We start from the raw sequence: 12,008 nt of genomic DNA, 5'->3' as shown, positions 1-12,008 counted from the left end.
TGTTTTACCGTGGTCAACGTGGCCGATAGTACCAACGTTAACGTGCGGTTTCGTACGTTCAAATTTTTCTTTAGACACGATCGTGTTCCTTCCTAGTTATGATTCGTCGTGATCATTATTGATCGACGACGCGCCAGAAATTGTTATTTTATGCGCCAACGTCCGTTAGCGCAATATTTGGACGCCCTGATCTCGCAAAAAGTCGTAAACTTTTTGCAGTTCAATCGTCAATTAGTAACCACGCTCTGCAATAATTTTATCTGCGAAGTTTTTCGGCACTTCAGCGTACTCGTGAAACTCCATAGAGTAAGACGCACGGCCTTGAGTTGCAGAACGTAGATCAGTTGCGTAACCGAACATTTCGGATAGTGGTACTTGAGCACGGATGATCTTAAGACCAGCCACACCTTCGTCCATGCCTTCAATGATACCGCGACGACGGTTTAGGTCACCAACAACGTCACCCATCCAGTCTTCCGGAGTGGTTACTTCGACATTCATCATAGGTTCTAGAATCACAGGTTGTGCTTCTAGTGCACCTTTCTTGAATGCCATCGAGCCAGCGATCTTAAACGCCATCTCGCTTGAGTCTACATCGTGGTAAGAACCATCAAATAGTGTAGCTTTAATATCTAGTACAGGGTAACCCGCTAGAACACCACTATTCATTTGCTCTTCGATACCTTTCGATACCGAACTGATGTATTCCTTAGGAATCACACCGCCCACGATTTCGTCTACGAATACGAAACCTTCACCAGGCTCAGAAGGCTCAAGTTTGACCCAAACATGACCGTATTGACCACGACCACCTGATTGACGAACAAACTTACCTTCAACTTCCGCTTTACCACGAATGGTTTCACGGTAAGCAACCTGAGGTTTACCAACGTTACAATCAACGCTGAATTCACGCTTCATACGATCAACGATAATGTCTAGGTGAAGTTCACCCATACCTGAGATCAGAGTCTGACCTGATTCGTCGTCCGTTTCCACGCGGAATGATGGATCTTCCGCAGCTAGTTTACCTAGCGCGATAGCCATTTTCTCTTGGTCTGCCTTAGAACGAGGCTCTACAGCAATCTGAATAACTGGTTCAGGGAACTCCATGCGTTCTAGAATCACTTTGTGGTTCTGATCACACAGTGTGTCACCTGTTGTTACGTCTTTCAGACCGATAGCAGCTGCAATATCACCAGCGCGAACTTCTTTCACTTCTTCACGCTTATTCGCATGCATCTGAACGATACGACCGAAACGCTCTTTCTTCTCTTTTACTGAGTTGTAAACAGCGTCACCCGAGTTTACAACACCGGAGTAAACACGCATGAAAGTTAGCGTGCCCACGAATGGGTCAGTCGCAATCTTAAACGCTAGCGCTGAGAAAGGTTCGTTGTCGTCAGCATGACGCTCAACTTCATTTTCTCTTTCGTCGACACCTTTAATTGCAGGTACGTCAACAGGCGATGGCAAGAACTCAACTACTGCATCCAGTACCGCTTGAACACCTTTGTTCTTAAACGCACTACCACAAGTAGCCAGTACGATTTCGTTATTTAGTGTGCGAGTACGTAGAGCTTGTTTGAGCTCAGCTTCAGTCAATTCACCTTCTTCAAGGTACTTGTCCATCAGCTCTTCGCTAGCTTCAGCAGCGGATTCAACCATGTGGTTGCGCCACTCTTCAGCAAGTTCAATCATGTCAGCTGGGATGTCTTCGTAAGTAAACGAAGTGCCTTGATCGGCATCATTCCAGTTGATCATTTTCATCTTGATAAGGTCGATGACACCTCTGAACTCATCTTCCGCACCAACGTTCAGCTGGATTGGAACAGGAGTCGCACCAAGACGATTCTTAATTTGGTTCACAACGCGTAGGAAGTCTGCGCCCGCACGGTCCATCTTGTTTACAAATACCAAACGTGGAACGTGGTATTTGTCTGCTTGACGCCATACAGTTTCAGACTGAGGTTCAACACCAGATGAGCCACAGAACACAACCACAGCACCATCAAGTACACGAAGAGAACGCTCTACTTCGATAGTAAAGTCAACGTGTCCAGGGGTATCAATGATGTTTACGCGATGCTCAGGGAACTGTGCTTCCATACCACGCCAGAATGTAGTAGTCGCAGCGGATGTGATAGTGATACCACGCTCCTGCTCCTGCTCCATCCAGTCCATGGTTGCTGCACCATCGTGAACTTCGCCGATTTTGTGAGAAAGGCCAGTGTAGAACAGAATACGCTCAGTTGTGGTTGTTTTTCCTGCATCTACGTGAGCACAGATACCGATATTACGGTATAGCTCAATAGGAGTTTTACGAGCCACGATTGTATCCTCTTACTAAGGTGTACCTTAGAGTATAGAAAAGTGCTGCGAGAGAACCTCGCAGCACAGAAGGTATTACCAACGGTAATGAGCGAACGCTTTGTTTGCGTCTGCCATGCGGTGAACGTCTTCACGTTTCTTAACCGCAGTACCTTTGTTCTCAGACGCGTCTAGCATTTCAGCAGCTAGGCGTTGAGCCATAGATTTTTCACCACGCTTGCGCGCAGCTTCAACCAACCAACGCATAGCAAGTGCGTTACGGCGAACCGGACGTACTTCTACAGGTACTTGGTAAGTTGAACCACCAACACGGCGAGATTTAACCTCTACCGCTGGGCGAACGTTTTCAAGAGCTTCTTCAAAAATAGCTAAGTGGTCTTTACCAGACTTTTCAGCCATAGCATCTAGTGCAGTGTAAACGATTTTCTCTGCAGTAGATTTTTTACCGTCAACCATTAGGATGTTAACGAATTTTGCCAGCAATTCAGATTTGAATTTTGGATCTGGAAGGATCTTACGCTGACCAATGACGCGACGACGTGGCATGGATTTATCTCCGTTGTCTTCTTCAGGTTTTATCCAAAACTTTTCAGTTTTTTCAAAAAATTAAAAATAATTTAGTGTTTGGCCTTACTTAACGGAATCCATTAAGACTTAGGACGCTTCACACCGTACTTAGAACGACCTTGTTTACGGTCATTTACGCCAGCACAGTCTAGTGCGCCGCGAACAGTGTGGTAACGCACACCTGGAAGGTCTTTAACACGACCACCACGGATTAGAACAACTGAGTGCTCTTGAAGGTTGTGACCTTCACCGCCGATGTACGATGTAACTTCGAAGCCGTTTGTCAGACGAACACGACAAACTTTACGAAGTGCTGAGTTAGGTTTTTTAGGTGTAGTAGTGTAAACACGAGTACATACACCACGTTTTTGTGGGCACGCTTCTAGTGCAGGCACGTTGCTTTTAACAACTTGCTTTGCACGTGGCTTACGTACCAACTGGTTAATAGTTGCCATTAACTAGCTCCTGATTTACTTGAAAGTAAGCTTTGTGAAAAATCTATCCCCAACTGCCAATGCAGTTAGGGACGCAAAATTCTATGCAGCAGTGAGAGGTGTGTCAAGAAATATACGGATCTTTTTTGTTCAATTAGAACAATTCATCCGTAAAGCTTTGTCGACAGCAAATCTTGTTCAATCCCAAGTTAGGGATTTATCCTGTTTTGCTGTTAGTTCAACGAAGCCTGAATAATTCACAATCGTCAGCGATGGACTGATACGATTTGCAATACCGCGAGCTTGTGCATCGCTCTCTAACACAAATAGGCTGCGGTTTTTAAGATGGGAAAATGCTTTATGTTGCGAGTTAGCAGCGTACACTGCATCTTCTATAAGTAAGATGTCATCCTGTTCACTGCATAAAGGCATAGCGTCTTCTAGAGCAGAGACTGTTTTTATGATGTGTAACATAACTTCCTCAAAAAGACAGTAGCTTACCAGCGTGTTGTAACTTATCTTTGAGCTGCTCTGAGCTTAACGCTTGGGCTTCAATGACTAAATCCGCTTGCGCCAAACCTCGCTGGGTTAACGACTCTGAACACACAAAGACTTGTTCGATGTCGTATAAATCGAAAAGCTTTAACATCGGCGCGTAATCTTTACTCAAAATATTGTTGGGGTCTTGTCCGAGTAGAAGCTGGTATACCCCGTCACCCATGAAAATGACGCTGATATCTTCACAGTAAGCCGACGCGGCTAACAGTGCATCCACACCTTCACGACCAGCTGCACTGCCATGTGGCGCACTACGAAATAGATAAGTTAACTGACTCAAAACTGTACCACTCTGTCTTGGGTTAACATCGCTTCAGCTAGGCTACCTAAGCCTGCTTGTTCAAAACCATCGGCTAGATTGTTCTGAACCAAACCATGTTGATTCGCTTCTTCTTCACTTACAATCCCGCGACGCAAAGCGGCCGCGACACAAGTTTCTAGGCGAACACCATGCTCTTTAGCCAAAGACTGCCACGCCTTATTGAGATCAAATTCATCGTTAGCTGGCACACTCAAAGCAGTACCATTAGTCACACCATCTTGATAAAAGAAGACGCTCACTAGCTGATGGCCTTGCTCTATCAACGCTTTGGCGAACTGATAAGCACTGCGCGCTGACTGGCTGCCATAAACGGGACCATTCACCACTAACGTGTAAGTCAGTTTACTCACCTTTCATCATCCTCGGTTTTACGTTGACGAATGTACAAGTAAACGGTGTGTTTTGAAATATTAAGGCGATCCGCGACACGGTTGATGGCATCTTTAATATCGAAGATACCTTTGTCGTACAACTCCATCACGATCTGACGATTTTTGGTGTTGTTAGACACGGATTTATCCGCATTGATCTCTTCGATGGTGCGCTCAACAGTTTGGTCCACCAGCTCTTCTACGTCACTAGCAAAGTTGACCGAGGAAGCCGCTTCTTTCGCTTCTTGCGTTGGCATGAAAGACTGAAGAACTTGCGAGAAAGGCGCATCCAAGTTGACGTTGATACACAACAAACCAATCACGCGATTTTCGCCATTACGAATGGCGACAGTAATCGACTTCATCAACACGCCACCTTTTGCACGGGTAAAGTACGAACGTGAGAAGTTGCGCTCCGAGCCTTCGATGTCTTTTAGCATCTTAAGCGCTAAATCAGTGATTGGTGAGCCGACTTGGCGCCCCGTATTTTCACCGTTAGCGATTTTAATTGCAGAGGTATTTAAGTCTTCTAGAGAGTGAAGAACGATTTCACAAAATGGACCTATCAGGCTGGCGATACCATCCACGACCGCCTCATAAGATCTTAAAATGATTTTGTCGTGCTCGGTAAACGGCATCACGTTAACGGATTCCATTTCGAGCAACATCTCCGCGTTTATTGTTTCTGTAGTTGTCATAAGCCTTCGAGCGAAAAATCAACAAATTGGTGTAAGTTTATCAGAAAATTTGAAAAGCAACCTAGCAAACTCACCAACTAGTGACCTAGAACAAAAAAGGCCCGTTAAACGGACCTTTTTCAATAACTTATCGCAGCTTATTGTTATTGCTCTGCGTTATCGTTCTCAATTTTTAGCAGCTCAACTTCAAATACTAGCGTTGAGTTAGCAGGAATGCTTGGTGTGTCTTGGTCACCGTATGCTAGCTCTGGCGGGATAACGAATTTGAATTTAGAACCCACAGGCATTAGCTGAACACCCTCTGTCCAACCTGGGATTACACGGTTAAGTGGGAACGTTGCAGGCTCACCACGATCGTATGAGCTGTCAAACTGAGTACCGTCGATCAGAGTACCTTTGTAGTGTACTTGAACCGTATCAGTGTCTTTTGGCTTCTCACCTTCAGCTGGTGTCATTACTTGGTATAGAAGACCTGTATCTGTCTTCACTACGCCTTCTTGCTTCTCAAACTCAGCACGGAAATCATCGCCAGCTTTTTTCGCTTCAGCTGCTTTCTCAGCCGCTTGTGCTTGCATCTTTTCTGCAACACGCTTGTCTAGAGATTCTAGTGCTGCACGTGTTTCTTCTTCATTCAATTCAGCATTGCCTTTGAAGACGTCTTCGATACCTTTTAGTACCAAATCTTTGTTAAGATTAATGCCGATTTCGCTTGGCTTGTCGATGCTTGTGCTTAGGTAGTTAGCAAATGAAACACCGATTGCGTATGCCGCTTTGTCGTCGTCGGTTTTAAAGTGAACCGCTTTACCGGTTTCTGCTTGAACTTGTTCTGCTTGAGGTGCGGTTTCTGTTTTAGTTTCTTCTTTCTGACAACCTACCGCTAGCATAACTGTTGCAGCAAGTAGCGACACTTTCAAAACTGATTTCATTAAATTCTCCCAATAATGGCTCTGCCATTGGTTGTTGTGCACAAATCTTCTATGAGACTAGTGAAGACAATCGTTATACCAATATACTAGCTATATGTCTTAAGACACAAACCGGATTATTAGATGTGATGCAAAGAATTTTTCATTTATTCCTATATTTAATTGTCATCACCACGTTAAATGGTTGCTTTTTCGCCGAGCGTGAAGTGCAGCGTTGGCCGATAGAACCTCAAGGTGCGACGAGCTTCGCACTTAGCAGAGATGGACGGTTTGCTCTGCTCTATTCTCAACAACATCATTTGATGTTGTGGGACCTAGAGCAAAATGAACAACTAGCCAACCTGGGTGAACTCGATGCCGATGCCAATGTGGTTTCCCATATCCGCATATCTGACAATGGTCGCTACGCAATTACAGCAAGCCAAATGAACTTCGCAGTTTGGGACCTAGGCTGGACGCAATCCGAAGGCCTTTGGTCTATCTCTGATGCGCTCATTCGCGACGTTGATATCACCAGTAATGGTGAACAAGTTCTGCTTGGGTTATCCAACGGTAAAGCAATTTATGTCAACTTAGTCACCGGGCGTCGCATGGAGTTCCTTGCACATCGTGAAAAAGTCAATTCCGTGGCCATTTCTCCTAATGGGCGCTTCGCCCTAACCGGAGGTAATGACTATAAAGCGTATCTGTGGGACACCGAAACCGGACAAGTACTACGAACCTTCGAACATGAACAACGAATTGTTCGCGTGGCCCTGCAAAGAGATGGAAAATTAGCAATGACATCTGATGGCGGAAACCAAGCGATTGTTTGGGATTTAAAAACTGGACAAGAAGTCACACAGTTGAGCAGTTGGTCACGCCAATTAATTTTCTCTACCGCACGATTTTCTGACGACGGGACTCAACTAGTCACAGGAAGCCCTTCTGGCCGTGTGTCAATATGGGATACTCAAACCGGAAAACGAATGAGTGGATTTGAAGTGGAGCCCAAAAAAGACACTCGCCCTCCCCGTGCGGTCGTGTATGATGCAGCCTTTGATTCAAAACAACGCGTAATTACTGCTACTTCAGCAGGTATTGCCCAAGCTTGGCAGTTAGAGAACGGATCATGACAGAAAAAATCATTCAGCAATTGGAAGCACGCATTAATGACTTAGAATGTCAGCTTGCGTTCCAAGAACAGACTATTGAAGATCTGAACGGCGCTTTATCGCAGCAACAACTGCAAATTACCAAGATGCTCGATCAGATGAAATATGTGGTAGGTAAAGTAAAAAATATGGACTCGTCGAATTTAGCCGATCCGTCAGAAGAAACCCCACCACCGCATTATTAAAATGCAGGCTCAAATAGCATAAAGCCCAGAACATGTTCTGGGCTTTGTTGTATTAATTACTTAAGAAGGTACTCAAGAGGAAGCTATTCGTCGGCGTAGATTTTAACGCTCAGCTCGCCTTGCGTATTAATGCCTGCTCGGTACATGCCAGAACTGTTCATCGCAAAGTGCATCTCACCTTTAGCATCAATGGCAATCAAACCGCCCTCTCCGCCCATCTGTTTGAGATCACCTTGGATAATGTGTTCACAAGCCGTATGAATATCTTCTTGTAAGTAACGCATACGTGCTGCAACGTCTTCCGCAACACGTTTACGAATAAAGAACTCGCCGACACCCGTAGTGGAAACTGCCACGACGCCATTTTCGGCCACCGTACCACAACCAATAAGAGCCGAATCTCCGACTCGGTTGTATTTCTTATTCGTCACGCCACCCGTACTGGTGGCAGCGGCTAAGTTGCCTTGTTGATCTAACGCTACCGCACCAACCGTACCGTGCTTACGGTCATCTGGGTAACGAGATTCCGACAAAGCAAACAGTCCTTTCTCACGCATAGACAGCAACTGCTCATAACGGCGATCAGTAAAGAAGTAATCTTGCTCGGTATACTCATGGCCTTGCTCAAAAGCAAACTTCTCTGCGCCCTCACCCACCAACAGCACATGATTGCTGTTTCGCATCACGTCACGAGCGAGCTCAATTGGGTTTCTGATATGACGAACCCCAGCGACCGCGCCTGCTGCAAGGTTTCGCCCATCCATCACAGAAGCGTCCATTTCAACCATTTCGTTGTTGGTCAGCACTGAGCCTTTACCCGCATTAAAGTTAGGAGAGTCTTCCAATACTTTCACTGCCGCTACGACGGCATCTAAGGCTTCACCGCCCGTGTCTAGAATTTGATGTCCCGCTTTTACCGCAGCTTCTAAATCCGCCAAGATGGATTGTTGCAGCTCATCGCTCATCTGTTCACGCAAGATGGTGCCCGCACCACCATGAATGGCAATCGAGAAAGGTTTCGTCATCACTTTGTCCAACTGTTATTCCTTGTATGGTTGGCACTACACCTTAGATAAACAAAAAGCGCAAGTTGAAAACTCAACTTGCGCTTTTCAAAGCTTTGCTAGATAAGATTATCTAGTGAAGGAGCTTATGATTAGTGAGAACCACAGCTACCGCCGCCACAGCAGCCGCCTTCTTCTTCGTGATCGTGGTCATGATCGTGACCACCACAACAGCCACCACCTTGGTGGATGTGACCGTGTTCGATCTCTTCTGCTGTTGCTTCACGTGTAGACATAACTTCTACTTCGAAAGTTAGTGTTTGACCAGCTAACATATGGTTACCGTCAACAACCACTTCGTTGCCGTCAACTTCTGTTACTTCAACAGGGATTGGACCTTGGTCAGTGTCAGCTAGGAAGCGCATGCCAACTTCGATTTGCTCAACGCCTTGGAATACGTCCGCAGGAACGCGCTGTACTAGCGCATCGTTGTGCTCACCGTAAGCTTCTTCAGGAGCTACCGTTACTGAGAACTTGTCGCCAGCCACTTTACCTTCAAGTTCTTTTTCAAGACCTGTGATTAGGTTGTTGTGACCGTGAAGGTAATCTAGAGGTGCTTCCGCTGTTGATTGATCAACAACGACACCGTCTTCCATCATTACTTTGTATGCAAGGCTTGCAACAACGTTCTTTTCAATTTTCATACTAACTCCAGGGAGATTAATTGACTTAACCTGAATGGGGTTAAGTACTGAGATATCTGGGTGTATTATGGGGATCAATTATCGAAGTTCAATTACTCCGGCTTAAAAATTCCGATCATTTCCTGATCTGAGTGTTTATTTTTCTCTACAGATTGTGGTTTGCGCTGCTCTGTAAACTCACACTCGACACACTCAACTAACTCGATGTTATTTTCAATCCACCAGCGCAGGGTATCTTGCTGGCTGCAATTTGGGCAGCTAGCGCCGGCAATAAAACGTTTCTTGATTTTCACGCTATTTCCTTAGCTTGAGTCTTGGCTCAAGTACTACTTCCAATGATTAGGTGACTGATGGTCGCTCTCCATTTCACGACCAAATATTTCTTCTAGCTCTTTGCGTGCCTCTTTCGCCCTTTGAGCTAATTTCTTATCTTCATTGTGTTGAGGCAATAAGTCCTTAAGCATAGCATTATCCAACTTGCGAAAATGTGCTTCTGCCCGCTTTGCTTGATAAGGATGCATACCCAGTTCTACGAGCGCTTGGCGACCGAGATCTAGCGCCCCTAAAAATGTTTCACGAGAGTAATTCTCTACACCATGACTCATTAACTGGTAAGCCTCGACACGGCTTCTTGCTCGGGCTAACAACTTAAGTTTCGGGAAGTGCACGCGACAAATGTCCACGATGGCCATCACCTCATCAGGTGAATCAGTACAAATAATCAATGCTTCCGCTTTATCAGCGCCAGCAGCCCTCAATAGGTCAATTTGTGTAGCATCGCCATAAAACACTTTGTAACCATACTTACGTAATAGGTGGATTTGGCTGGCATCACTTTCTAATACTGTCACTTTGATTTTATTGGCATACATTAAACGTCCGACGATCTGGCCGAAACGTCCAAAGCCTGCAATGATAACGCGTGGTCGGCGATCCACGACTTTCGTGGTCATGCCCTCTTCTTCTTGATTCAGGGTATGAGCAAACCACTTCTTTTGTCCCATCAGCAAAAGAGGAGTCGTCACCATGGATAGACTGACCACCACCAACAGAAACGCCACTTGCTCTTTGGACAAAATGCCCTCTTGGCTCGCCGCGGTAAATATGACAAAGGCAAACTCACCGCCTTGGCTCAAAATTGCAGCCATACGGCTTCTCGCTTTGGCTCCGACACGGGCAGCTCTCGCCAATGCATACAAAACCAAACCCTTAACCACGACCAAAGCCACCACCGCACCGAGAATCTCTAAAGGGTGTAATGCCAATAACCCCAAGTTTACCGCCATGCCCACCGCAATAAAGAATAACCCCAACAACAGACCTTTAAATGGCTCGATAGCGATTTCCAGCTCATGGCGATACTCACTCTCTGCCAGCAAAACGCCTGCTAAAAAAGTCCCCAATGCCATCGAAAGGCCGAGCTTTTGCATCACGACCGAAATGCCAAGCACGACTAAAAGTGCAGCAACGGTAAAGAGCTCACGAACGCCGCTCATCACGACAAAACGAAATAGCGGACGTAGTAAAAAGTGACCTCCAATCAACAGTGCTACCACACTGCCTAAAATAGTGAAGACATCCAACCAACTTCCACCACTATGCCCGCCTGCTAGCAAGGGCAACATCGCCAGCATCGGGATCACTGCAATATCTTGAAAGAGCAGCACCGCAAAACCAGATTGCCCCGTTTCGGTACCATTAAGCCCTTGCTCTTCAATGACTTTAAGCGCAATCGCCGTCGAGGACAGCGCCAACCCCATCCCGATCACCAAACTCACTTGCATGCTTACGCCAAACATACTGACGACACTACCAATCACGGCGGTCGTGACCACAACCTGCGCACCGCCTAAACCTAAAATCGGCCCTCGCATCTGCCACAATTTTTTAGGGTTTAATTCCAGCCCTATCAAAAACAGTAACAACACAACCCCAAGCTCGGCAAAATGCAAAATGGCATCAACGTCGCTAATTAAGCCAAGCCCCCATGGGCCAATCAACACACCAGCGAGTAAATAACCTAAAACCGAGCCAAGCCCAAGGCGCTGAGCAATCGGCACCGCAATAACCGCAGCCGAAAGAAAGACCACACTGCTTTGAAGAAACTCACTGGTGATCGCCATACTGACCTCCTCGCTCTGCCGCTTGCCAGTTTTCAAGTGGGTTACTCAGCCATCCACGGTATAACTCGGCATGTTCGTAGCGTTCAATATCCGAAACATTTCTTGACCAATACAACACCAGAGGTTCAATCCAGTGCATTTGGCATAGGGCTGCCGTCAGTTCAAACGGTTGCAAGATTTGCTCAAGTGGGTATTTGTTGTACCCCTTCGCGCTGAAGGCTTCTTCTTTACCACCTGTTGTAATGACACTGCGCCAGTATTTTCCTTCTAGCGCCGCACCTCCGCCAAACGCAAAGCCTTTACCTAACACTCGGTCTAGCCACTCTTTTAATAGGGCTGGACATGAATACATATAAAGTGGGTGGTGAAATACAATCACATCGTGAGCGAGCAACAACTCATGTTCGTAATTCACATCAATAAAGAAATCGGGGTAAACACCGTAAAGATCGTGCACAGTGACGTGATCAAGCGACTGAGCTTTTTTTATCATCACTTGATTGGCAATCGAGTTATGTGGCTCTGGATGAGCATAAATGACCAGAACTTTTGGGAGAATAGACGGTGCAACAGCCAAATGGTCGTCCTTGTGGTTATTTTTATCCGTTATCAAATTGTTATACTTTTTTGT

General features: G+C 45.9%; 15 protein-coding genes. 2 read left to right on the top strand and 13 right to left on the bottom strand.

Annotated elements, in window-relative coordinates:
• Window positions 1-231: 231 nt before the first annotated feature.
• The 8 genes from fusA to fkpA form a co-directional block, all read right to left on the bottom strand.
• Window positions 232-2,331: an elongation factor G gene (gene fusA, locus R7M92_RS22170; protein ID WP_005382794.1), complete on the bottom strand. Its 2,100-nt coding sequence runs from the start codon at window positions 2,329-2,331 to the stop codon at window positions 232-234.
• Window positions 2,332-2,406: 75 nt separating this feature from the next.
• Entirely contained in the window at window positions 2,407-2,877 is a 471-nt protein-coding gene (gene rpsG, locus R7M92_RS22165; RefSeq protein ID WP_005382796.1) for a 30S ribosomal protein S7, read from the bottom strand.
• Window positions 2,878-2,978: 101 nt separating this feature from the next.
• The gene (gene rpsL / locus R7M92_RS22160) at window positions 2,979-3,353 is read right to left on the bottom strand and encodes a 30S ribosomal protein S12 (RefSeq protein ID WP_004399892.1); all 375 of its coding nucleotides are present in this window, start codon (window positions 3,351-3,353) and stop codon (window positions 2,979-2,981) included.
• A 177-nt stretch (window positions 3,354-3,530) separates the two neighbouring features.
• Window positions 3,531-3,806, bottom strand: a complete 276-nt coding sequence (gene tusB / locus R7M92_RS22155) for a sulfurtransferase complex subunit TusB (RefSeq protein ID WP_318134303.1) — start codon at window positions 3,804-3,806, stop codon at window positions 3,531-3,533.
• 7 nt (window positions 3,807-3,813) lie between these two features.
• Window positions 3,814-4,170: a sulfurtransferase complex subunit TusC gene (tusC, locus tag R7M92_RS22150; protein WP_005382801.1), complete on the bottom strand. Its 357-nt coding sequence runs from the start codon at window positions 4,168-4,170 to the stop codon at window positions 3,814-3,816.
• Window positions 4,167-4,562 carry a sulfurtransferase complex subunit TusD gene (tusD, locus tag R7M92_RS22145; RefSeq protein ID WP_017633744.1) on the bottom strand — a complete coding sequence of 132 codons (396 nt, stop codon included), beginning with the start codon at window positions 4,560-4,562 and terminating at the stop codon, window positions 4,167-4,169. Before tusD ends, tusC begins: the two co-directional genes overlap by 4 nt.
• Window positions 4,559-5,281, bottom strand: a complete 723-nt coding sequence (locus tag R7M92_RS22140; protein ID WP_005382804.1) for a transcriptional regulator — start codon at window positions 5,279-5,281, stop codon at window positions 4,559-4,561. Before R7M92_RS22140 ends, tusD begins: the two co-directional genes overlap by 4 nt.
• Window positions 5,282-5,424: 143 nt before the next feature.
• Complete coding sequence (gene fkpA / locus R7M92_RS22135; protein WP_017633743.1) at window positions 5,425-6,207, bottom strand: FKBP-type peptidyl-prolyl cis-trans isomerase; 783 nt, start codon at window positions 6,205-6,207, stop codon at window positions 5,425-5,427.
• A 128-nt stretch (window positions 6,208-6,335) separates the two neighbouring features.
• On the opposite strand from fkpA, the gene R7M92_RS22130 reads away from it, so the two are divergent.
• Together R7M92_RS22130 and R7M92_RS22125 are read left to right on the top strand one after the other, a co-directional pair.
• On the top strand, window positions 6,336-7,322 hold the full coding sequence (locus R7M92_RS22130) for a hypothetical protein (protein WP_318134305.1): 987 nt from the start codon (window positions 6,336-6,338) through the stop codon (window positions 7,320-7,322).
• Entirely contained in the window at window positions 7,319-7,546 is a 228-nt protein-coding gene (locus R7M92_RS22125) for a SlyX family protein (protein ID WP_005381455.1), read from the top strand. Before R7M92_RS22130 ends, R7M92_RS22125 begins: the two co-directional genes overlap by 4 nt.
• Before the next feature lie 83 nt (window positions 7,547-7,629).
• On the opposite strand, the gene R7M92_RS22120 is transcribed toward R7M92_RS22125, so the two are convergent.
• From R7M92_RS22120 to kefG, 5 genes are all read right to left on the bottom strand, one after another.
• Entirely contained in the window at window positions 7,630-8,571 is a 942-nt protein-coding gene (locus R7M92_RS22120; protein WP_031812779.1) for an isoaspartyl peptidase/L-asparaginase family protein, read from the bottom strand.
• A 131-nt stretch (window positions 8,572-8,702) separates the two neighbouring features.
• Window positions 8,703-9,254: a peptidylprolyl isomerase gene (gene slyD, locus R7M92_RS22115; RefSeq protein ID WP_005381451.1), complete on the bottom strand. Its 552-nt coding sequence runs from the start codon at window positions 9,252-9,254 to the stop codon at window positions 8,703-8,705.
• A gap of 92 nt (window positions 9,255-9,346) precedes the next feature.
• Window positions 9,347-9,547: a YheV family putative zinc ribbon protein gene (locus R7M92_RS22110; protein ID WP_005381449.1), complete on the bottom strand. Its 201-nt coding sequence runs from the start codon at window positions 9,545-9,547 to the stop codon at window positions 9,347-9,349.
• Between the two features lie 33 nt (window positions 9,548-9,580).
• Entirely contained in the window at window positions 9,581-11,377 is a 1,797-nt protein-coding gene (gene kefB / locus R7M92_RS22105) for a glutathione-regulated potassium-efflux system protein KefB (protein WP_017633740.1), read from the bottom strand.
• Window positions 11,361-11,954: a glutathione-regulated potassium-efflux system ancillary protein KefG gene (gene kefG / locus R7M92_RS22100; protein ID WP_017821749.1), complete on the bottom strand. Its 594-nt coding sequence runs from the start codon at window positions 11,952-11,954 to the stop codon at window positions 11,361-11,363. Before kefG ends, kefB begins: the two co-directional genes overlap by 17 nt.
• Window positions 11,955-12,008 lie beyond the last annotated feature (54 nt).

This window comes from Vibrio sp. Vb2880, assembly GCF_033337975.1.
Lineage (GTDB): Bacteria > Pseudomonadota > Gammaproteobacteria > Enterobacterales > Vibrionaceae > Vibrio > Vibrio alginolyticus.
The sequence above is the reverse complement of the archived record's forward strand: the minus strand, read 5'-3'. Positions and strand labels throughout refer to the sequence as shown.

What these genes read in the sequence shown, in the direction of transcription:
- R7M92_RS22125 (WP_005381455.1), top strand. Translation starts at nt 7,319, where the DNA reads ATGACAGAAAAAATCATTCAGCAATTGGAAGCACGCATTAATGACTTA.
- fkpA (WP_017633743.1), bottom strand. Translation starts at nt 6,207, where the DNA reads ATGAAATCAGTTTTGAAAGTGTCGCTACTTGCTGCAACAGTTATGCTA.
- rpsG (WP_005382796.1), bottom strand. Translation starts at nt 2,877, where the DNA reads ATGCCACGTCGTCGCGTCATTGGTCAGCGTAAGATCCTTCCAGATCCA.
- kefB (WP_017633740.1), bottom strand. Translation starts at nt 11,377, where the DNA reads ATGGCGATCACCAGTGAGTTTCTTCAAAGCAGTGTGGTCTTTCTTTCG.
- R7M92_RS22130 (WP_318134305.1), top strand. Translation starts at nt 6,336, where the DNA reads ATGCAAAGAATTTTTCATTTATTCCTATATTTAATTGTCATCACCACG.
- R7M92_RS22140 (WP_005382804.1), bottom strand. Translation starts at nt 5,281, where the DNA reads ATGACAACTACAGAAACAATAAACGCGGAGATGTTGCTCGAAATGGAA.
- rpsL (WP_004399892.1), bottom strand. Translation starts at nt 3,353, where the DNA reads ATGGCAACTATTAACCAGTTGGTACGTAAGCCACGTGCAAAGCAAGTT.
- R7M92_RS22120 (WP_031812779.1), bottom strand. Translation starts at nt 8,571, where the DNA reads ATGACGAAACCTTTCTCGATTGCCATTCATGGTGGTGCGGGCACCATC.
- slyD (WP_005381451.1), bottom strand. Translation starts at nt 9,254, where the DNA reads ATGAAAATTGAAAAGAACGTTGTTGCAAGCCTTGCATACAAAGTAATG.
- tusB (WP_318134303.1), bottom strand. Translation starts at nt 3,806, where the DNA reads ATGTTACACATCATAAAAACAGTCTCTGCTCTAGAAGACGCTATGCCT.